The sequence below is a fragment of the Halanaerobium sp. genome, from assembly GCF_003070835.1.
The window spans coordinates 34,994-57,308 of record NZ_QBLR01000003.1; the positions used below are offsets into that span (position 1 = coordinate 34,994).

A 22,315-nucleotide genomic window follows, 5' to 3' on the forward strand; every position below is an offset into this window, starting at 1 on the left:
TTAGAAAGAAGAGGAGGTAATAAAAATGTTAAATTATCAGGAAAAAAGAATTGAAAATAAACTGGAGCATAAAAGTGATCGAAGAGAAAATTTAAATCTGCTCTTATTTTTATCAGGTAAAACTATTTCTTTATTTGGATCTGCAATCTATGCTTTTGTGGTTGGGCTTTATCTATTGAGGACAACTTCTTCTGCACTTTCCTTTGCCCTTAATCTTGCTTTATATACTTTACCTGTTGTTTTATTTAATCCAATTGCCGGTGTAATAGCGGATAAATTTAACAAAAAGATTCTGGTGGTTGGTGCTGATCTGATTAATGGTATCTTTCTTTTTCTGATTTATCTTTTTATAACTAATTTTACCTTTAATGTTTATATTCTGTATTTCAGCACCTTTGTGATGACAAGCTTAACAGTGTTTTTTGATATTGCTTTAGAGTCAGCCAAACCAGCTCTGGTCAGGAAATCAGCTCTGGTTAAAATTAATTCTCAGGCCAGGGTAATTGAATCATTATCCCACATTTTAGGTCCACTAATGGGGGGAGTGATTTATGGTTTTATTAATCTGGAAGGTTTTATCTTAATTAATGCTTTTTCTTTTATGATTTCGGCTCTGATAGAGTATTTTATCGATTATCAGTATAATCAGCAGCCAGTAGAGGAAAGAGGGAGCAGCAGCGAATTAGATACTTTTATTTTTAGGTTAAAAGAAGGTTTTTATTATATTTTCAGATCAAAAAGTTTAAAAGCCCTTGTCTATATCTTTGCTGCCTTAAATTTCTTTTTCAATTTCACTTTAATTGTACCGCTGCCCTATCTATTAAACACCATCTGGAAAATTGATCCGGGTAAATATGGAATTATTCAGGCAACCTTTCCGGTTGGGATGATAACCGGTGCCTTATTAACTGAAAAGATTATGAATAAAATCAGCTATAATATTTTAATCAAAAATATTACATTTATTTCTGCAGTGGGGGCAGCAGCATTTGCCTTACCTATTTTTATATTCCAGAATACTCCAGCTTCAAATTTTATTTTAGCTTATTACAGTCTGCTGATGTTTTTGAGCGGGATTTCAGTTGCCTGGATAGATGTGCCGGCAAATGTGATTATTCAAAAAATTGTTCCTCAAAAGCTACTGGGTAGAGTTTTGAGTGTTAAAATGAGCATTATTAAAATAATTGTACCGATTTCACTTTTGATTTCTTCTTTTACAATCAAACTGATCGATGTAAAATATGTTATTTTTATTGGTGCTGCTGTATTTTTAAGTTTTAACATCATATTTTTCAGCTCTACCACCGGTAAAAAATTTATTCAGGAAAAGATTAATTCTTAATATTTATGAATTATAAATAAAACAATTTAAAAATACCTTGACTTTATGAACAACATTCATTATAATTTATTATAGTGAACATGATTCATAAAGTCTTTTTTTATGGTTTAATGAACATAATTCATATAAAAAATGGAGGTAGAAAAATGTATAAAGATGAAAAGACTAGAAAACTGGCAGAGATGCCGATTCCTAAATTATTGACAGAGATGTCTATTCCTGCAATAATTGGGATGCTGGTAACTGCTGTTTATAATATTGTGGATACAATTTTTGTGGGAAGAATAGGGACTGAAGCAATTGGGGCGGTAACTATTGCTTTTCCTTTGTTTATGGTGATTTCGGCTATTGGTTTAACTTTTGGTATTGGTTCTGCTTCTTTTATTTCCAGGCTGCTGGGAGAAAATAATAAAGAAATGGCCAATCGTGTTTCCACAACTTCAATTATCACAACTTTTATTTTAGGAATTATAATGGCTGCTGGGGGACTATATTATCTGGAGCCTTTGCTCAGACTATTTGGAGCTACGGATGTGATTATGCCTTATGCGGTTAATTATACCGCGATTATAATTGTAGGCTCTATTTTTACAATGAGTAACATGAATATGAATAATATGGTTAGAGCAGAGGGCAGTGCTAAAATGAGTATGATTGCTTTAAGCACAGGTGCTCTTTTAAATATTATCTTAGATCCGATTTTAATCTTTACTTTTGGCATGGGAATTGCCGGTGCTTCAACAGCAACTGTAATTGCTCAGGCCGTTTCTACAGTAATGCTGATCGCTTTTTATAAATCTGAGAAGAGTGTACTTGATTTTAAACTGCGAGAATTCAGCCCCTCACTTTCAATATATACTGAAATTATGAAAATAGGTGTACCAACACTAATCAGACAGCTTTTAAGCAGTGTAGCGATGACAGTTTTAAACAATATGGCAGCAGTTTATGGTGCTTCGGTAGTGGCCTCAGTCGGAATAATTAACCGGGTATTTTCCTTTGGCTTTTTTGTAATTGCCGGTTTTACTCAGGGTTTTCAGCCGGTTGCTGGTTTTAATTTTGGTGCCCGTCAGATTGAGAGGCTTAAAGATTCAATTAAGGTGACAATCAAAAGGACAACATTTTTTGGGGTTGCTTTATTTGTGGTATTTTTCTTCTTTAATCAGCAGGTGATCAGCTTTTTCAGTCAGGACCCGGAAGTCATTCAAATAGCTTCGACTGGTTTAAAACTCTATGCCCTTGTTTTACCACTGCTAGGTTTTGCGATTACAATTAATACCTTATTCCAGGCATTAGGACACGGGGTACCGGCAACCATTTTATCACTATCGAGACAGGGGTTTTTCTTTATCCCGGCAATCATCATGCTCTCCAGGTCATTTGGAATCCAGGGTTTATTTATGGCTCAACCGGTTGCTGATGGACTTACCTTTCTGCTGACAGTGATTTTATTTACCTTTGTTTACAGAGAGATTAAGGAGCTGGAAGGAGAGGCAGGAATCCGAAATCCTAATCTAGAATATAATAAAGAGAGTGCTTAAATTATTATCACTGTATTTTGTAGTATTTTAGTTAAAGGAGTATAATATGCCTAAAATAATTGAAAATCTGGAAGAAGAGATCGCAAAAACCTCTTTAAAATTGTTCAAAGAAAATCCCTATCAGAATGTAAGTATGCGAAAAATTGCCTCAGAAGTCGGAATAGCCGTCGGGACTCTCTACAACTATTATCCAAATAAATGGAAATTATATATTGGAGTTTTTGAGGAAAGCTGGAAAGAAACATATCAGATTTTAAAAATGAACTGCAAAAAAAATGAAGCAGATTATTTAAAAAACTATATAGAAGTACTTTATTCTGAAATGAAGAAGAAAAAATCAATTGTGAGAGAGCTTTATCGATATATTATGAATGATCTTGAAATGGATGAGGCAGAGCAGAAAGAAAAATTTAAAAGAATCAGATTTCCAAGAGTGGTAATTAATCAAATATATGAACTTTTTATTATGATTCTGGAGAAAGAATTTGAAATCAAATTAGAAAAGGATAATCAGGATTTGTACCGACTTTTTGCTGTGCTGCAGACAAATATTCCGCTGCTGCACCAGAATTTTGAAGAAGAGGAGCAGAACATTGATTTTCTCTATGATCTGCTTAATTCCTACTTTGAAAAGAAAATATTAAAATAAAAAAAGGGCTGACCTACTCCCGTTTGAGAGTGGATCAGCCTTTAATTATTTATGCCTCATATGCTCAATTTAATTATTTAAATATCCTCTTAATTCTTTACTTCTGGTGGGATGTCTTAGTTTTCTTAAAGCTTTTGCCTGAATCTGTCTGATTCTTTCTCTGGTAACTCCAAACTGACTTCCTACTTCTTTTAAAGTTCTCTGACGTCCGTCTTCGAGCCCAAATCTTAATTTAATAATTCTTTTTTCTCTGTCTGTTAAAGTATCGAGTACTGTTTCTAACTGATCCTTTAAAAGTTCAGAAGAGGCAAGCATTTCAGGTGCTGGTGCATCCTGATCTTCAATAAAGTCCTTTAAATGGCTGTCTTTTTCTTCACCGATAGGAGTATCTAAAGAAGTTGGCTGCTGATTCATAGCCAGTTTCTGAATTTCTAATACCTTTTCCGGCTCCATATTCATTTCTTCACCGATTTCCTCTAAAGTGGGTTCTCTTTCTAAATCTTTTTTAAGTCTTTTTTCAATTCTTCTTAATTTGTTCATAGTCTCTACCATATGCACTGGAATCCTAATTGTTCTTGCCTGGTCAGCAAGTGCTCTGGTAATAGACTGTCTGATCCACCAGGTAGCATAGGTGCTGAATTTGTACCCCTTAGTGTAATCAAATTTTTCCACTGCTTTCATTAAACCTTTATTACCTTCCTGAATTAAATCCAGAAATGACATACCCTGTCCTATATATTTTTTGGCAATACTGACAACAAGTCTTAAGTTGGCTTCAGTCAGCTTTTCGCGCGCTTCCTGATCACCCTGTTCAATTCTTTTTGCAAGTTCCACTTCTTCTTCCTTGTCAAGCAGATCAACTTTTCCCATTTCTTTCAAATAAACACGTACGGAATCATCAATACCGGCTCCATCAGGTATGGAAAGATCGAGATCATTTTCTTCTTCTTCAGTACTGTCATTCTGGTTATCATTATTTTCATTATTAGCTTTTTTAACCATTTAAATTCCTCCTCAATGCATAATGCCTGACACAATCATTAATTGTAGCACAAATTAGACTAAATTTAAAGCTTTCAGCAGAATTAATTCAAAAAATCGACAAATTTCATGCTTTCAAAACTGTCCTTTTCCAGTTCTTTAATCCTTTTATACAGAGACTGCATTTCCTCATCTTTAAAAATATTTTTGATTTCAAATTTTTCATCAAGAAAATTAGTTTGATAACTTTCCCAGATAGATAATTTACTGGCTTCATCCAGCGGCAGATATTTACCATCTTCAGTTTCGGCAATGATATTTTTTTCTTTTAAGTTTTCCAGTTCAGCTTCGATATCTTCAGCCGGAAGATTAATTTTTCCAATTAGCTCTGCAAAGGAAAGAGGGTGCTTATTTTCGGCTTTAAAATTTTTGTAAAGCGCTAACAAAATAGCAGTTGGAATTAAATCTCTTAAACCCTGATTAATCTTTTTTCTGTTGAGCATATATTTAAGGCTTGAGCGGTGCTGGAAAACATAAGAAATCACTGCACCTAAAAGAGCAATTAGCCAGATTAAATAGAGCCAGAGCAAAAAGATTGGGATGATTGATAATGGTCCATAAATCTGATTGTAAGTAATGATATTGGCTGTATAGATACTGTAAATATTTTTAGAAAAAATAAACAGAACACCACTAAACAGTCCGGCAAAAAGTGCAGCTGCTGGTTTTACTTCTGTGTTGGGCACAAAATAATAAGCGGTGATAAAGATTAGAAAATTAAAAGAAAATAGAATATAGCTGAAAATACTGCTCTCACTAATTTGATCTCCACTCAACCACAAACCAAGATATCTTTCGGCAAATAAGAGGCTTAGGGTCAAAAGAAGTGTTATTGTAAAAGTCCCAAGAGTAATAAAGGTCCAAAAAGAAACAAATCTTTTAAATAAGTCGCGGTGTTCCTTAACATTCCAGATCTTATTAAAGGTCATTTCGACGCGGGCCAGCATAAAAACAATAATGAAAATCAAAGATATAAAACTGATTATTCCCAGCTGCTCAATGTCAACATTCACAATATATACTTCCAGATATTCAATCAAATTTTCACCGGTGCCGGCAGCGAGATTATTTAAAATTAGGGCTTTGATTTCGTCGACAATGGTATCAATCTTACCAAAAAAATTAAAAAGAGTCATAATATAAAAAGAAAAGATTAAAAAGGGGACAATCGAAAGGGTGGTTATATAAACCATACCCATCGCATGAATGAAAATATCATTTTCTTTAGCTTTCTGATAGACTCTTTTTATAAATAAGACTATCAGATCAAAAGAGATCAGCGTCTTAAAGTCATTTAAAAGATTCTCTCTCTTTTTCATTTTCGCCACCTCTTATGAATTTTTATTTATCTCTTATATATTATATTCTTTAAATTAAAAAAATCTCCTTCACTTAATTAAAATAAAAGTGAGTTGAAAAATTTGCTGTCTAAAATATTTCTGTTATAATTAAGTTATAAAATATACAAATGGAGGTTTTAGAATGGATAAAAAGAAGCTTGGAATTTTATTAATTACAATTGGTATCTTTATTTTACTAAACACCTTAAATTTAATCAGTGATGATATTTTCCTTTATCTTTTAAGTGGCGGCTTTATTTTTACTTATTTTATTTTGGGAGCCAGAAAACATTACAGAAATATTGGTTTTTTGATCCCTGGTGCTATTTTGCTGGCCATTGCCCTATTTTCAGACCTGGAGAGAATAGATTTTATTGAAAGTCTTGGTGGGGGATTTTTCTTTATCATGCTGGGGCTGGCTTTTTTAGCTATTTTAATTCACACCAGTGCTTTTAAAAAATGGGACTGGCCGATATATCCTGCTGCTGCCCTAATTCTTTTTGGATTATTTGTGATATTCGTGGATAATAATGATTTTATACAAAATCTTGAATACTTAAATTATATTACACCTGTAGTATTAATCGGGCTGGGTGGATTTTTCCTCTATCAGAACAGGCAAAATAAATAATTATTCAAAAAATTTTTAATACAGTCTCTGATTAGATATTATTCATTAATTATGGTATACTGAAGAGGAATATAAATAAATATGAGAGTTTAAACAGTTTTTGCGCATTTGTTTTTGCCGCTGATAATACTTTATTAATAACTTCTACCTGATTTTTCGGGTAGAATTTTATTAAATATAAATACTTTACACTATTAAAGAGTTAAAGAAGGGAGATTTAGAGTATGCCGAAAAAGTTTAAGAGAGTTTTAGTGGCCAATCGTGGAGAAATAGCAATTCGAGTAATTAGAGCCTGTAAGGAGTTGGGCATTAGAACTGTAGCAATTTATTCTGAGGAGGACAGAACCGCTCTTTTCAGAACTAAAGCAGATGAGGCCTATCAAATTGGAAATAACAAAGGACCAATTGAGGCTTATCTGGCTATCGACGAAATTATTGACTTAGCACTTAAAAAGGATGTAGATGCAATTCATCCTGGTTATGGATTTTTATCAGAAAATCCGGAATTTGTCCGTCAGTGTGAGGAAGCCGGGATTAAGTTTATTGGACCTAATGCAGAAGTAATGGAGAAATTAGGAGATAAGATTAAGTCCAAGATTCTGGCTCAGGAATTTGATGTGCCTACTATCCCTGGTTTAGAAAAACCGATTAAAAAAGAAGATGAGATCAAAAAATTCGCTGAAAAACATGGTTATCCTCTGATGCTTAAAGCAGCTGCCGGTGGTGGTGGCCGTGGAATGAGAATTGTTCGTTCTGATGACGAATTAATTGCTCAATATAGAGATGCCAAAGAAGAAGCCCGTAAGGCTTTTGGGGTTGACGATATTTTTGTAGAAAGATATCTGGAGAATCCGAAACATATTGAGGTTCAAATTTTAGGTGATGAACACGGCAATCTTGTTCATTTATTTGAACGTGACTGCTCAATCCAGCGCCGCCATCAGAAAATAGTTGAGTTTACACCCGCTGTTGCCTTAAGTGATGAAAAGAGACAGGCAATTTTGGATGATGCTTTAAAACTCTGCCGTGGTGCAGGTTATAAAAATGCAGGTACAGTAGAATTTTTAGTTGATAAATATAATAATCATTATTTTATCGAGGTTAATCCGAGAATTCAGGTTGAACATACAGTCAGTGAAATGGTAACTGGAATTGATATTGTTCAGAGTCAGGTTCTGGTGGCTGAAGGCTACCAACTTGATTCAGAAGAAATTAATATTCCTTCACAGGAGTCAATTAAAATGAATGGTTATTCCATTCAGTGTCGGGTTACAACTGAGGATCCTTCCAACAACTTTATTCCTGACACCGGCCGTCTTGATCATTATCGGACTGGCTCCGGTTATGGTATCAGACTTGATGGTGGAAATGGTTATACAGGGGCAATTATCAATCCCTATTATGACAGTCTGCTGGTTAAGACTATTTCCTGGTCGAGAAGTTTTCCTGATGCAATTAGGAAAGTAATGCGCTCAGTTGAAGAAATGAAGGTCCGTGGAGTTAAAACTAATGCCTCATTTTTAATCAATGTTTTAAACCATGAAGACTTTAAAAATGGAACCTGTGACACTGGCTTTATTGCCAATAATCCTGAATTGCTGGATATTGTGCCCGGTTCTGATCAGGAGCAGAAAATTTTAAGTTATCTCGGAGAAAAAATTGTCAATGAAACCCGTGGTAATAAGCCTGATTTTGATGTACCCAAGGTTCCTGAATTTGAAAAAATCGACAGCCTGGAAGGTACAAAACAAATTTTAGATCAGGGTGGACCGGAAGCTGTAGTTAAGTGGATAAAGGATAAGGAAGAAATTCTTTTAACAGATACAACTTATAGAGATGCCCATCAGTCACTGATGGCAACCAGAATGAGAACTGTGGATATGGAAAAAATAGCTGAAGCAACTTCTCATCTGGCTAAAGATTTATTCTCACTTGAAATGTGGGGAGGAGCGACTTTTGATGTTTCCTACAGATTCTTAAAGGAATCACCCTGGGAAAGAATTGAGCGCCTGCGTGATAGAATACCCAATATTTTATTCCAGATGCTATTAAGAGGTTCAAATGGAGTAGGATATAAAAACTATCCTGACAATGTAATCCGCAGTCTGGTAGCCGAAGCAGCTGAAGCTGGAATTGATGTCTTCAGAATCTTTGACTCACTAAACTGGCTGCCGGGAATGGAAGTTTCAGTGGATGAGGTTGTTAAACAGGGTAAAATAGCTGAGGTATCAATGTGCTATACAGGTGATATCTTAGATGATGAAAGAGATAAATATGACTTGGACTATTATCTGGAATTAGCAAAGGGAATTGAAGAAATGGGGGCTCATATCTTAGGAATTAAGGATATGGCAGGTCTTTTAAAACCTTATGCAGCCTATGAATTGATTAAAGCCTTAAAGGCAGAAATCTCAATTCCAATTCATCTTCATACTCACGATACAAGCGGAAATGGTGCGGCCACTTTACTGATGGCTGCTGAGGCAGGTGTTGATATTGTGGATACTGCCTTTAATACAATGGCAGGCCTGACAAGTCAGCCACCTCTAAACTCAATTGTTGCAGCGCTGACAAATACCTATCGTGATCCAGAGATGGATATTGAAAATATTCAGAAGATCTCAAACTACTGGGGAGCAGTAAGGCCTGTTTATTCTCAGTTTGAATCTGAACTTAAATCTGGAACAGCAGAAATCTATAAATATGAAATTCCTGGAGGTCAGTATTCTAACTTAAAACCACAGGTAGAAAGTGTTGGTCTCGGCCACCGCTTTAAGGAGTTTAAGGAAATGTACCGCAAAGTTAACTTTATGCTCGGTGATATTCCTAAGGTTACACCATCTTCTAAAGTGGTAGGAGATCTGGCAATCTTTATGGTGAAAAATGACCTGACACCTGATAATATCTGTGAAGAAGCCAAAAATATGGCCTTCCCGGATTCAGTAGAAGCCTACTTTAAAGGTATGCTCGGTCAGCCTCCTGGAGGTTTTCCTAAAGAGCTGCAGCAGCTGGTCTTAAAAGGCGAGGAGCCAATAACTGTTAGACCTGGAACTCTGCTGGAAGATTATGATTTTGAAAAAGCTGAAGCTGAGTTAAAAGCGGAATTTGATTTTGAACCGACTCAAAAGGATCTCTTAGCTTATGCCCTTTACCCTAAGGTTTATACAGATTATCTTGATTATCTGGAAGAACACGGAGACTTAAGCCATATGGGTAGTGATGTTTACTTCCACGCTCTGCGTGAGGGAGAAACCAGTGAAATCAAAGTTGAAGAAGGTAAAACTCTGGTGGTTAAACTCTTAGAAATCGGTAAGGTTGATGATCAGGGGTACCGCAGATTAGCCTTTGAAGTTAACGGTTTTAGAAGAGAGATAAAAATATATGATGAAGCAAGTACAGCTGCTTCTGATTCTGCCTCCAAACAGATGGCTGATCCGAAAAATGAAATGGAAATTGGAGCCAGCCTGCCGGGGAATATTGTTGAAATCCTGGTCGAAGAAGGAGAAGAAGTTAAAGAAAATCAGAGCCTGGTAATTATGGAAGCCATGAAGATGGAGACCAATATTACTGCTCCTGCTGATGGTACTGTAGCTGCAATTCATGCTGCAGCCGGACAGCAGCTCGAATCAGGAGAACTAATTTTAGAATTAGAATAGCTCTAAATTTAATATCAGAATACAGACCGCCTCTAAAATTTAGCCAGAGGCGGTTTTTTTCTCTATTTAAAGTACTTTTTAATTTTGAGATTTTATGTTAAAATAAAGATATAAGAAATCAATCAATTTTCTGACAATAAAACTATAGAAAAAAGGGGGGAGAGAGATATTATCTAGCAGTTGAGTTAAAAGATAATTATCTCAAATATTATGTATCATAAAAAAACCAGTCTCGGCCTGGATGAAAATGTGGAAGCCATTCTGGCTTATGCAGGCATCTGGATTACAGGTTTGATTTTTCTTTTTATAGAAAAAGACAATAATCATGTTCGCTTTCATGCGATGCAGTCACTGATCACCTTTTTTTCTTTATTTATTGCTTCGTCTTTAGTGCTTGTGATTCCGGTCTTTGGAATCCTGCTTTCTTCTTTAATTACCTTTGTGGGAACAGTTCTCTGGTTTTTATTAATGTATAAGGCTTATAATGGTGAGCTGTTTAAACTGCCTTATGTCGGCGATCTGGCTGAGGAACTAACTTTTGGAGAGAGTTTTGAAGAAAATGATAAGTAAGCTCGATTATAATTTTAAATAATTAACTATTAATTAAAAAAAGCCTGTAGAATTAAAACTCTACAGGCTGCTTTGCTTTTTGGATACTCCTTTACATAAATAATTATATTCCTACTATTAATATTAGTCAATGGATTTTATGCAAAATTTAAAACTAATTTACAGGATTTAATTCTTTAATATAGAAATATTATTAAGAGGTTAAAATTACTATCAAACTAAAACTAGTAGAAAAAGGGGAATAAGATGCTAAAACCGTCTAAAAGATTTGTCTATTTTACAATTCGTTTTATCCTGGTCCATGTTATAACTTATATTTTTATCGGTGTAGTTTTTATGAACCTGCAGAACTATGCCAGTGCCTTTGTCACCATGGATGCATTTGCTAATTTTCGTTCACTGGATTCCACTATTGTCAGGATGGCTCCAGTTTTTCAAATTTTTAGGGGAGCTTTTTTCGCCTTTATTTTATATCCTTTCTATAATACTCTGATTAAAAGTGATTATGCCTGGGTAAAAATGTTTTTTTTGATCTGGGGATTTTCGCTGATTGGATCTGTAGCACCAATTCCTGGCTCAATTGAAGGAATTATCTATACTAAGATGTCTCTGGCTGAGCATCTGATAGGAATCCCGGAAGTTACTGTCCAAATTTTTGTTTTCAGCTGGTTTTTTGTAAAGTGGGAAAATAGAACTGAGAGAGATTACAGCTAAGACTGGAGGAAATTAATGTCGAAGCCAATTAAATTTATTCATACAGCAGATATTCACCTCGGCAGAGAATTAAGTGTTAATGGTCTAAATCATTCGGAAAATGAAAATTTGTTTAGAACTGCAGGTAAAAGAGCCTTTGAAAACTTAGTTAAACTTGCTGTCAGCAGAGAAGTTGATTTTATCTTAATTGCCGGTGACCTTTATGATCGGGAAGCAAGATCAGTTAAGGCCAGCCGCTTTTTTTTAGAAAAGGCAGAAGAGCTGCAGGAAAAAGATATTGATCTATTTTTGATCTCCGGCAACCATGATCCCGCGGGAGTTGAAAATGAGATTTTTGAACTCCCGGCAAATGTCCATTACTTTTCCAGTGAAGAGGTCGAAACTTTTGAGTATCAGAAAGCAGGCAGGCTTGCAGCCAGAATTATCGGGCAGTCCTACAGACAGAAATTTGAATCACGAACCATGTATAATTATTACACTGCAGCTGATAATTCTGTTTTTAATATTGGTCTGCTCCACACAGCTCTGACTAAAGATAATAGCCGCTATGTTCCGGTTAACAAAGGAGAGCTCCTGAGCAAAAAAGAAATTGATTACTGGGCACTCGGGCATATCCATCAGTTTGAACAGCTCAATAAAAAGCCAGCTGTTTATTTTTCTGGAACCCTGCAGGCCCATAACATTAGTGAAGAGGGGCAGAAAGGAGCAATTCTGGTTGAGGTTGACAGCAATTTAAAGAGCATTGAAGAATTTATTCCGCTGGCTCCAGTTATCTACCGGCAGTTAGAAATTGATTTGACAGCAGAAGATTTAAATAATATTAGTCAACTGCAGAGTTTGCTTCAGCAGAGAATTGAAGAGCTGAGAGATAAAATAAACAGACAGAATAAAAAACAGGAGTTTGCGGCTGAAGCGGTAATAATTCGCCTGCTGCTCAAAGGTAGAACTGAACTGCACCGGCATGTTGAAAACAACAGCGAAGAACTGGAAGAGACTCTGCTGGCAGAATTTCGCCGATCTAATTTTAATCAAAGTCCAGGCTGCTGGCTGCATTCAATTATTTTTAGAACAGCAAAATCCCTACCAGAACTGGCTGAATTGAGAAATAGCAACCCACTATATAAGAATCTAGAAGCTTTAATTAGTGATATTTTAGCTGAGGAAGAATTAAATCAGGAGCTGCTGGCAGAATGGGGAGAGATCTGGCAGGGAACTCAGGATCCAGAGGATAGAGAGAACCACAAATTTTATCCTGATCAAAAGCTGCAGCAGGAAATTATGGCAGAAGCAAAAAGAATTATAATTTCTGAATTAATTGAGGATGGAGATTAAATGCATTATAAGAAAATATACATTCGTGATTTTGGAATTTTCAACAATCAGAATTTAGATGATATTTCAAATAAGCTGGTGGTTATTGGCGGTAAAAATAGAGCCGGCAAAAGCAGTTTTTTAAAGCTTCTCCGCTACTTACCCTACGGCCTGCCGCAGGATAACTCTATTCCACCTGCTGCCAGCAATTATTATATAGAAGCTGAGCTGGAAAAAGAAAATACCAGTTATAATCTTTCTTTGGAAGGTTTTTCTAAGCCCCGGGTCTTAGATGAAAAACAGAGAGAACATTCTGCAGTTGAACTTTTTAATCAGCTGGACCAGTTAACTTATCAGCACTTATTTAGTATCAGTCTGGATGAACTGCAGCATTTATCTAAAATTGCCGGCGGTAAAAAGAAAGAAAAACGGCTTTATTCAATACTGCTTGGGGCTGGTTTTTCAGAGCTGGTCAGAGTGCCGGAACTTGCAGATAAATATTATAATAGAGCTGTAGATACGGGTGGTAAGCGCGGTGACCCCTCTGTGGCAGATTTTAAACCTTACTATAATCAGATAAGAGAGGCTGAAGATGACCGGGACGAGGCACTTTTAGAGGTTAAAGAGTTTTCTAATAAGAGAGAAGAGTTATTAAAAAAACAGAGCAGCCTGCAGAAGCTTAACGAAAAAATTGAGTCTGTTGAAAATGAATACATCTTAATTGACCTCTTAAAAAATAACTATTCTGAACTTCAGGAAATAGAAGCGGTTGAGCAGAAGTTGAAAAGAGCCGTCTCTGGTATTTCTTCCAGCAGATCTGTGGAGCCAGATCAAGCAGAAACTAAGACGGAAAATCTTAATCAGCAGAAAAAATTAAATGAACTGATAAGTTTTTTTGAACAAAATAAATTAATTAACAAATTTAAGCAGAAAGAAGAAGCATTAAAAGAGAGAATTAAAAATTATCAATTACAAAAAGAAAAATTAGCTGGTGTAAGACAGCAGCTGCTTTTGGAACTGGAAAGTTTAAATTCCAGCTGGGAGGGAGGTCTGCAGCAGCTCAATAATATTGAACTTGACCTGATAAAAGAGCAGAAATTAAATCTTAAACTCAAAGATTATGAAAATTTAAATTCAGATCTTGAAAAAATCGAATCACAAATAAAGAGGCTTAAAAATGATGAGCGGGATCTCAGCCAGGAGCTGGAAGCAGTTGAATTTAGAAAACCTGGAACTGTTTTGAAACAGAGCTATTTAATTTTAGCTGTTTCAATTTTAACTTTAGGCTCTTCATTTTTAATTAATCTCAATCAGCTGCGATATTTATCGCTGATTATAGCTCTGGCTGCATTTTTCTACTACAGCTCCAGTTATAAGACATCCCAGTTAGAAAAAGAAAAAGCTGATAAATTAAAAAAAGAAAAAGAGCTTAAGCAGCGTGAACTTGCTCAACTGGAGCAGAATTTAGCTAAAAAAACAGAGCTTTTAGAGGAGCTTGAAAAAGAATTGGGCAGTTATGCTCAAATATTAGGAATAAAGGAAGATGAATATCGGTCATTTTTGGCTTCCTACTACAGAGAAATTAGAGATAAGCAGAGAAGGTATCAGGAACTTAAAAATGAGGAAAAAGTTCACTTCTCAAATAAAGCAGAGCTGCTTAAAACTCTGCAGGAATTAAAAACAATAATTAAAAATACAGCACAAAACTGTGATTTGGAGTTTAGTGCTGCCGCAGAAGTTGATTTAATCAAAAATCAGCAGGATCTCTTTGGAGATTTTGAATTAATTAAAGATTTAAAGGCACTGACTGATCAATATCTTACTAAAAAAAATCAACTTAAACACACTCTTAAAGCTTCTGAGAAAATAAAAAATGCACTCACTGAAATTAATCAAGAACAGAGTTATTATCAGATATTTATTAATTTTTATCAGCAATTTCCCACAGCTGCAGCAGTAGAAGCAGAAAAAGAGTCGCTTTCTCTAGAGTTGAGTAATTTAAAAGCTGAAAAGGGAAAGCTGGAAGAAAATATCACAACTTTAAAAAATAGAATTAATGAATTATCTACTTCTACTAGAATCGAAAAAGCTCAGCAGAAAATTGATCTGGCACAGACAAAACTGGAAAAAAAGGCTCAGGACTACGCTCTGAATCAAAGTGTTAGTTTTATTTTAAAAAAACTGCGCGCAAAGATGATTGAAAAAGCAGAAGAGGAATTACTAAAACCGGCTTCCAAAATCATGAAGAGAATCAGCAGCGGTCATTACAGCCAGCTCAAAACAGCTTCTGATCTTGAACAGAGAGATTTTAGAATAATTACAGCAAAAAATAAAGAAGAAAAACAGACTAAGGAGCTGAGTCAGGGGAGCTTAGAACAGCTGTTTCTGGCAGTTAGATTAAGCAGAATAAAAGAGATTAATCCTCCACTGCCGCTTGTTCTGGATGATTCGCTGGTTAATTTTGATCGAAGCCACCTTTATAACACAGCCGAGCTGCTTGCTGAACTTGCCGGGAGCCATCAGATATTTATTTTAAGCTGTCATCCACATTTAATTTCATTCATCAGCAGGCTAACAGATTCTGCTCAGTACTGGAAGCTCGATTCGGGCCGTTTTGAATTGAGCAGTGCTCAGCAATTAATTGCTCACCTGAACAATTAATTTTATTTTCAATCACTTTTAACTGACTCTATTTATTGTTATAATGAGGAGTAGAATTTAAGCTTAATTTTATTAGTGGGGTGATTAGATGGAAGAAAAAATTGATAACATTAAAAATGATATTAATAAATATTTAACTGAAGAAAAAAACATTAAAGAAGAATGGATAGAAGATAATCATCCAGTTGATATTGCAGAAGCTCTTTCTGAACTTGATGCTTCAGAAATAAATAACTTTACCAAATTGCTGGAAACTGAAGACCTGGCAGACATCTTTGAAGAATCAGAAAAAGAGCTGCAGATTGACATTTTAAAGTGCAAAAGTTCCGAAGAAATAATTGAGATTTTCTCTCATATGGCAGCTGATGATATTACTGATATCCTGGGTTTACTGCCAATTCAAAAAAGAAAAGAACTGCTGCGTCATATGAAGCAGGATGATGCACTGGTAGTAAAAAATCTGCTGGGATATGACAGAGAATCTGCCGGTGGTATTATGACCACCGAATATCTTTTATTAAATAAAAATTTAAAAACTACAGAGGCCCTGCAGAAATTAAAGAATATCGCTCCTGATACAGAAATCATTGATACAATTTTTGTTTCTGATGAAAGCAAAAAACTGGTGGGCAGTGTTGACTTGAGGGATATTTTGAGTTCAGATGATGATAAAAAGTTAGAAGAGTTAATGGATGACAACATTATTAAAGTAACCGCTGATGTAGACCAGGAAATTGTTGCCCAGCAGGTTGCTAAGTATGACCTGACAGTAATTCCAGTAATTAATAAAAGTGGAATTTTAATTGGGATTATTACAGTTGATGATATTATTGACGTTATTGAAGCAGAAAACACCGAGGATTTATATAAGATGCACGGGGTGGATGAAGAAGAAAGTTCAGATACAAGCTTACTGCAGTCGATTAAAAGCAGGATGCCCTGGATGTTTATAAATCTGGCGACAGCTTTTCTGGCCACTTTTACGGTTGCCATGTTTGAAGATGTGATTGCTCAGGTTGCTGCTCTAGCTGCGGCAATGCCGATAGTAGCTGGGATGGGTGGAAATGCAGGTACCCAGACTCTTTCTATAGTTATTAGAGGAATCGCCCTGGGAGAAATTGATTTTAAAGATAACTGGAAACTTTTATTTAAGGAAGCAGCTGTTGGAATAATTAATGGTGCAGCCACCGGACTGGTTACCGGTTTTATTCTCTATTTAATGTACGGTAATTATTATCTGGGACTTATTATCTTTCTGGCAATGATTTTAAACCTCTTAATAGCTGGTATGTTTGGATTTTTGATTCCGCTTTCACTGCAGTCACTGGGGATCGATCCTGCACTGGCCTCAGCTATATTTTTAACTACAGTGACTGATGTTTTTGGATTTTTTGTTTTTCTGGGGCTGGCCAGAAGCTTTTTGATTTATTTAATTTAAGCAGTTATTTTATTAAATGGCAGAATATATCAATGTGTGAATATAGATAATATATAAACTTTCATTAATTGCTGTCGTAAAAGAGGATATTTATCTTAAATCTTGAAATAGTATTAGGGGATAAGAAAATAATATATAAATGAGGTGCTAAAACAAAAGTGGAAGAACAAAAGATCACTAAGATACCATTTGGGCAACTGGGAATTATTGTACATGATAGCTGTAAAGAGCTTGGTAAAAAAGTGGATGACTATATTGTTAAGCGCAGAAGAGAAGAATTTGCCAGCAGCTGCAGTGAATATCATGTAGATGAAATCAAAGATTCATACATTATTGATAGTGAGATAGTTCGCTTTGCTAATGGGGAAGCAAAGGGTCAGCTTAAAGAATCAATAAGAGGAAAAGATATTTATATTTTAGCCGATATTGGCAATTATAATGTAACTTATAATATGTTCGGACATGAAAACCGGATGAGTCCTGATGATCATTTTCAGGATGTTAAGCGCTTAATTTCTGCAATTGCTGGTAAAGCGAGAAGAATTCATGTAATTATGCCGCTTTTATATGAGAGCCGTCAGGATAAAAGAAACAGCAGAGAATCTTTAGACTGTGCAATGGCTCTGCAGGAGCTGGAGAATATGGGTGTGGAAAATATCTTCACCTTTGATGCTCACGAGACAAGAGTGCAGAATGCTATTCCACAGACCGGTTTTGAAAGTTTACATTCTACCTATCAGATCATTAAGGCAATGCACAGAGTCGATGATCAGATCTGTTTTGATAAGGATGCGATGATGGTTATTTCTCCTGACACAGGGGCAATGGATAGAGCAATCTATTATGCCAGTGTTTTAGGTCTTGATGTGGGGCTATTCTACAAACGCAGAGATTATAAAAAAATTGTAGATGGCAGAAATCCAATTATTCAGCATGAGTATATGGGAGCAGAAGTAGCAGGTAAAGATATTTTAATTGTTGATGATATGATTGCCTCAGGTGGTTCAGTTTTTGATATTGCCAGAGAACTTAAAAATAAAAATGCGCGTAATGTGTATGTAGCAGTATCTTTTACATTTTTCACTAACGGTATTGAAAAAATGGATGAGTACTATGAAAAAGGATATATTACTAAATTATTCTCAACCAATATGACCTATATTCCTCAGAAATTTAAAAATGCAGAGTGGTTTGAAGAGGTAGATATGTCTAAATTAATTTCACTTCTGATTGATACTGTCAATTATGATGATTCAGTCAGTCCACTTTTAGATGCTACAAATAAAATTAAAAAGATCCTTGGTAAATAGATTTTAAGAGAATAATCAGCTGATTATTCTCTTTTTTTAGGTATAAAAAATTTATGAGAGGGTGAAGATAATGGCTCAAACACCATCTGATAATCAAAAATTGATGCGAGAAATTGAACTAAAGAGAAAAGACAAGGCTGCTGGAGCTTTTATTGGACTTCTGGTTGGAGATGCTCTGGGAGCTGCAGTAGAATTTAAAAAGCGGGGTACATTCAAAGAAGTTACAGAGATGAGAGGCGGAGGTCCACATGGTCTTGAGGCAGGATACTGGACTGATGACAGCTCAATGGCTCTCTGTCTTGCTGAAAGTTTAAGTGAGAAGGGTTATGACCCTAAAGACCAGCTTGTAAGATATTTAGACTGGTACCGAAATGGTTATTTGAGTTCTACAGGTCGTTGTTTTGATGTTGGTGCCAATACAGCCCGTTCACTTGAATATTTTGAGGAAAATAAAGAGCTGCCGCCGGAAAAAGACAGGGCAGCAGGTAATGGTTCTTTAATGCGGCTGGCACCAGTTCCTATTTATTTTCGGGATGATTTTAAAAAGGCTGTTAAATATTCTGGTGAGAGCTCACTTACAACCCATAATAATCAGATGGCAGTTGACAGCTGCCGTTATTTTGGCGGTTTACTGCAGCAGTTTATTAATACTCGGATTGAGATGGATGCTTTTAAGGAGAAAGTACTTAAGGATACTGCTGTGGACCTTAATTTAGATGAGCGGGTAATTATGGCAGTCAATGGTGCTTTTAAAAAAGAAAGAAGAGAAATTAAATCTGATGGGTTTGTGATCAATACTCTGGAAGCCAGCCTCTGGGCTTTTTTAAATAGTAATTCATTTAAAGAAGCAGTATTGCTGGCAGCAAACCTGGGAGATGATGCAGATACAGTTGCTGCAGTAACCGGACAGCTTGCAGGTGCCTATTATGGTTTTGATCAGATACCTGAGCAGTGGGTAAATAAGCTGGCAAAACTTGACCTTTTAAATACAAGCTTCGAAAAATTATATAATAGTTAAGAAAAAGTCCCGCATCATATCAATCATGATGGGGGACTTTGCGATTAATAGGTTATTCTTCTACAATCCGGTCGATCCTTTTTTCTCTAACATTTACTACATCTAAATCCTTCCATTTCCGGATAAGAAACGCCAGATTATAAGCATTGATCTAAAGGTGATGTCAATTCTCATTGCAATCCAGAACCCATTAAGATTAAAGTTAAATCTAATTTAATCTTTTTTTACCTTTAATTAAGATTGTTATTCCAATTAGAACAAAAACAACCCAGGCCAGATGAAACTGGTAAATAAAAAGCAGGGTAGAGTAAATTTTTGGCGAATATAAATAATATTGCTATATCTACAAAATATAATTTTATTTATGCTGAGCATTTTTGCAATCTATTATGAAGATTTGAAGTACCGCTTAAAAATAAGGGAAGAACAGTATCAAAAATTATTTAACCAGTCACCAGCTGGAATGTTATTACTTGATAAAGATGGGACAATTATTACAGTTAATGATTCGATCTGTCAATATACAGGTTACAGCAAAGAAGAGCTTGAGGGAGAAAGTATGTTTAAAAACCTAGTGCCGATTGAATATAAAATACGAGCTCAAAAAAGTATTGAGGATATATTAAACGGGGAAGATAAAGAATACATAATGAAAACCTATGATAAAAAAAATAAATTAAAATATTTTTTAATGAAAGAGACTAAGTTTACTCAGTCAAATTTTAGAACTGCAATTTTAAGTATGAGAATAGACTATACGGATTATAAAATAAAAGAGGAAAAATCTGATTGCCCGCTGGGCGGGAGATGAATTTGCAATCCTGCTGCCTTCTACTTCCAAAAAAGATATGGAAAAAATAATAAATAGAATTCAAAAGAATTGTGAGCAAACTAATAAAGATCAGATTTCGATTTCTCTGGCTCTGGGTGCAGCGGTTAAAAATGAAGAAAATGAAGATTTATTTGAAATATTTGAGCTGGCAGATAAAAGAATGTATCAGCAGAAGATGAGTCAGGGCAAGAAGGCAAAAAGAAAATTAATCTCAAATATATTACTTTCACTGGCCGAAAAAAGTCATGAAGACAATTTTCATATTCAGCGCTTAAAGGAAAAAGCAGCTGACTTTGCAGATTATTTAAAACTTAAAACTTAAAAGTTCAGAGAAAAACAGACTGGTTGAACTGGCTGAACTGCATGATATTGGTAAAATTTCAATATCAGAAAAGATATTGAATAAAAAAGGTAAATTAAATAAAAAAGAATGGGAAAAGATAAAAAAACATTCCGAAGTTGGTTATAAAATTGCTGCAGCCTCTAAGGAGTTTGCTTCTCTGGCAAAGCTTATTCTGCACCACCATGAAAACTGGGACGGCAGTGGTTATCCTGAGGGTTTAAAAAAGAAGAGATTCCCTATTTATCCAGAATCATCTCCATTATTGATGCTTATGATGTTATGTTAAATAAGAATCTATATTCTAAAAAAATGAACAAAAAAGAAGCGATTGAAGAGCTTAATCGAGCAGCTGGGAGCCAATTTGATCCAGCTTTAACTGCCGAATTCATTAATTTTATAGAGTAAAAATAAATTAAATTCTCAAGCTCAATTGGAAATTTTAGTAATGATAATTAATTTTATCTGCATAAATTTTACCCAAATAGGGCAGAAGTATAATCTGGGCACCGATTAAACCCGTTCCCTTTTTGTGCTGGTCCATTGCCAGTAAGAGCAGAAAGTGTTCAATAAAACCATAACCAACCAAACCAACAAAAACCCCACCTAAATAGACAAAAATATTTAAGAAATACCAGAGATATTGCGGCATTCGATAGCGGTATTTGTTAAACCACATTTTTAAATTATGTATCCCCCAGAAAGAAGAAGTAAAAAAGTAAGCAAAAATAATAGCTGTGAAAACTACAGCTATTTTCGAAAAAGAAAGTAAAAAAGCAGCAGCAAGTCCTAACCCAAAACCAATTAGACCACTTATTGTTGCTTTTCTGCCGAGTTTAATTATAAATTGATCCTGATTATACATCATTAGTGCACTACACCTCGTAAAATATATTTAATCTAACTGTCTGACTAATTTAAAGTGATAAAACTGAGTTTCTCAGGATTTAACTATAAATTAGCCTTACATAAATACTCTGATTATAATTTCCAAAATTCTCACCAAAGATAGTTAAGCCGCCCTTGTTTTCAGCTTTTTCTGGAACAGCAATTTTAAATTTAAAATTACTCTTATGGTCAAGCTCCAGCTGATCAATAGTAACTTCGGAAATTTTTGATCCGTCGATAAAGGTTCCATATTTACTAACTGAAAGTAATTTTAGCAGACCATACTGATTCCAGTTGGGATACCACCAGGAAGGCGTGAAAATTCCTTTGGTCTCTCCAAAATCACCAGGGCTTGTCCAGCTGCCCAGTTCCTGATCATTTAAATAAAAGAAGATATCGGATGGCCAGTCACTACAGACACCAGGAGCTTCTGAGCTTATTTCCATTGAAATTTGAATTTCTGTAAGTTTTTGTCCCGGTTTTAAATAATTCGGCAGTCTGTATTCGATAAAACCTTTAGTAAACCATAAAATTTGACTGTTTATTCTTTCCGGATCAGCAAAGAAACTCGGATCATCAACTTCACCAATTATATGATCCTTATTGGCCAGACCACAGGTAGGATAGACATCATAGTCAGAAAAATGACCAACTGCTATTTCAGATTCATAAAATTTTTCTTCTGTTTTCTTTTTTAGATCAAAGATAAGTTTATCCTCGTGTAAATAACATAATTTTTGATTACCTCTGGCTGCAGACTCAGTTGAAACTTTTATCAGGCCACATTCTTCAAGCTTTTTGACATGAGAGGTAATTGCACCGTTTGTTAAACCTAACTTTTCCGCGAGCTCATTCATATTGAGCTGGTGGTATTCAGATAATAATTCCAAAATTCTAATTCTGGATTCTGAACTCAGAGCTTTAAAAGTATTTAAACCATCTCTTAAATTATCAATTAAAATCAAGATTCTCCCCCCAAACATTATTTATTTTAGTCAATTATAAAACAAAATCCTGTCTCTTATACACATCT

At 35.2% G+C, this 22,315-nt stretch carries 19 protein-coding genes and 1 pseudogene; 16 read left to right on the top strand and 4 right to left on the bottom strand.

Features of this window, described 5'->3' with window-relative positions; all coding sequences use genetic code 11:
• Window positions 1-25: 25 nt before the first annotated feature.
• The 3 genes from CI949_RS00755 (at window position 26) to CI949_RS00765 (ending at window position 3,532) form a co-directional block, all read left to right on the top strand.
• Window positions 26-1,342, top strand: coding sequence for an MFS transporter (locus tag CI949_RS00755; RefSeq protein WP_290762117.1), 1,317 nt, complete (start codon window positions 26-28; stop codon window positions 1,340-1,342).
• A gap of 146 nt (window positions 1,343-1,488) precedes the next feature.
• Window positions 1,489-2,883, top strand: coding sequence for an MATE family efflux transporter (locus CI949_RS00760; protein WP_290762119.1), 1,395 nt, complete (start codon window positions 1,489-1,491; stop codon window positions 2,881-2,883).
• A 46-nt stretch (window positions 2,884-2,929) separates the two neighbouring features.
• Complete coding sequence (locus CI949_RS00765; RefSeq protein WP_108139342.1) at window positions 2,930-3,532, top strand: TetR/AcrR family transcriptional regulator; 603 nt, start codon at window positions 2,930-2,932, stop codon at window positions 3,530-3,532.
• A 69-nt stretch (window positions 3,533-3,601) separates the two neighbouring features.
• On the opposite strand, the gene rpoD is transcribed toward CI949_RS00765, so the two are convergent.
• Both rpoD and CI949_RS00775 read right to left on the bottom strand, forming a co-directional pair.
• Window positions 3,602-4,534: an RNA polymerase sigma factor RpoD gene (gene rpoD / locus CI949_RS00770; protein ID WP_108139341.1), complete on the bottom strand. Its 933-nt coding sequence runs from the start codon at window positions 4,532-4,534 to the stop codon at window positions 3,602-3,604.
• 83 nt (window positions 4,535-4,617) lie between these two features.
• Window positions 4,618-5,892, bottom strand: a complete 1,275-nt coding sequence (locus CI949_RS00775; RefSeq protein ID WP_108139339.1) for a YihY/virulence factor BrkB family protein — start codon at window positions 5,890-5,892, stop codon at window positions 4,618-4,620.
• A gap of 163 nt (window positions 5,893-6,055) precedes the next feature.
• Between CI949_RS00775 and CI949_RS00780 the strand changes: the two genes are divergently transcribed.
• The 13 genes and pseudogenes from CI949_RS00780 (at window position 6,056) to CI949_RS00840 (ending at window position 20,802) form a co-directional block, all read left to right on the top strand.
• Window positions 6,056-6,544, top strand: a complete 489-nt coding sequence (locus tag CI949_RS00780; protein ID WP_108139338.1) for a hypothetical protein — start codon at window positions 6,056-6,058, stop codon at window positions 6,542-6,544.
• Window positions 6,545-6,768: 224 nt separating this feature from the next.
• On the top strand, window positions 6,769-10,200 hold the full coding sequence (locus tag CI949_RS00785; protein WP_133529579.1) for a pyruvate carboxylase: 3,432 nt from the start codon (window positions 6,769-6,771) through the stop codon (window positions 10,198-10,200).
• 210 nt (window positions 10,201-10,410) lie between these two features.
• On the top strand, window positions 10,411-10,770 hold the full coding sequence (locus CI949_RS00790; protein ID WP_108139334.1) for a DUF4870 domain-containing protein: 360 nt from the start codon (window positions 10,411-10,413) through the stop codon (window positions 10,768-10,770).
• A gap of 246 nt (window positions 10,771-11,016) precedes the next feature.
• The gene (locus CI949_RS00795; RefSeq protein ID WP_108139332.1) at window positions 11,017-11,484 is read left to right on the top strand and encodes a hypothetical protein; all 468 of its coding nucleotides are present in this window, start codon (window positions 11,017-11,019) and stop codon (window positions 11,482-11,484) included.
• Between the two features lie 15 nt (window positions 11,485-11,499).
• Window positions 11,500-12,816, top strand: a complete 1,317-nt coding sequence (locus tag CI949_RS00800) for a DNA repair exonuclease (RefSeq protein ID WP_108139330.1) — start codon at window positions 11,500-11,502, stop codon at window positions 12,814-12,816.
• Window positions 12,817-15,456 (top strand): AAA family ATPase, encoded by a 2,640-nt coding sequence (locus CI949_RS00805; protein WP_108139328.1) that lies wholly within the window; start codon window positions 12,817-12,819, stop codon window positions 15,454-15,456. It abuts the gene before it with no gap.
• Between the two features lie 88 nt (window positions 15,457-15,544).
• Window positions 15,545-16,894, top strand: coding sequence for a magnesium transporter (gene mgtE, locus CI949_RS00810; RefSeq protein ID WP_290762134.1), 1,350 nt, complete (start codon window positions 15,545-15,547; stop codon window positions 16,892-16,894).
• A 158-nt stretch (window positions 16,895-17,052) separates the two neighbouring features.
• A complete protein-coding gene (locus CI949_RS00815) occupies window positions 17,053-18,204 on the top strand; it encodes a ribose-phosphate pyrophosphokinase (RefSeq protein WP_290762137.1) in 1,152 nt (383 codons plus the stop codon).
• Window positions 18,205-18,274: 70 nt separating this feature from the next.
• A complete protein-coding gene (locus CI949_RS00820) occupies window positions 18,275-19,222 on the top strand; it encodes an ADP-ribosylglycohydrolase family protein (protein WP_290762139.1) in 948 nt (315 codons plus the stop codon).
• Window positions 19,223-19,556: 334 nt separating this feature from the next.
• A complete protein-coding gene (locus CI949_RS00825) occupies window positions 19,557-20,033 on the top strand; it encodes a PAS domain S-box protein (protein ID WP_290762142.1) in 477 nt (158 codons plus the stop codon).
• 13 nt (window positions 20,034-20,046) lie between these two features.
• On the top strand, window positions 20,047-20,376 hold the full coding sequence (locus CI949_RS00830; RefSeq protein ID WP_290762153.1) for a hypothetical protein: 330 nt from the start codon (window positions 20,047-20,049) through the stop codon (window positions 20,374-20,376).
• Between the two features lie 16 nt (window positions 20,377-20,392).
• Window positions 20,393-20,683, top strand: a pseudogene (locus CI949_RS00835) (HD domain-containing phosphohydrolase); the annotation flags it as partial.
• Window positions 20,677-20,802 (top strand): hypothetical protein, encoded by a 126-nt coding sequence (locus CI949_RS00840; protein WP_290762145.1) that lies wholly within the window; start codon window positions 20,677-20,679, stop codon window positions 20,800-20,802. The pseudogene CI949_RS00835 and the gene CI949_RS00840, both read left to right, overlap by 7 nt.
• Window positions 20,803-20,836: 34 nt before the next feature.
• On the opposite strand, the gene CI949_RS00845 is transcribed toward CI949_RS00840, so the two are convergent.
• Both CI949_RS00845 and CI949_RS00850 read right to left on the bottom strand, forming a co-directional pair.
• Window positions 20,837-21,262 (bottom strand): hypothetical protein, encoded by a 426-nt coding sequence (locus CI949_RS00845; protein WP_108141835.1) that lies wholly within the window; start codon window positions 21,260-21,262, stop codon window positions 20,837-20,839.
• Window positions 21,263-21,341: 79 nt separating this feature from the next.
• Window positions 21,342-22,247: a transcriptional regulator gene (locus CI949_RS00850; RefSeq protein ID WP_108141837.1), complete on the bottom strand. Its 906-nt coding sequence runs from the start codon at window positions 22,245-22,247 to the stop codon at window positions 21,342-21,344.
• Window positions 22,248-22,315: the final 68 nt, after the last annotated feature.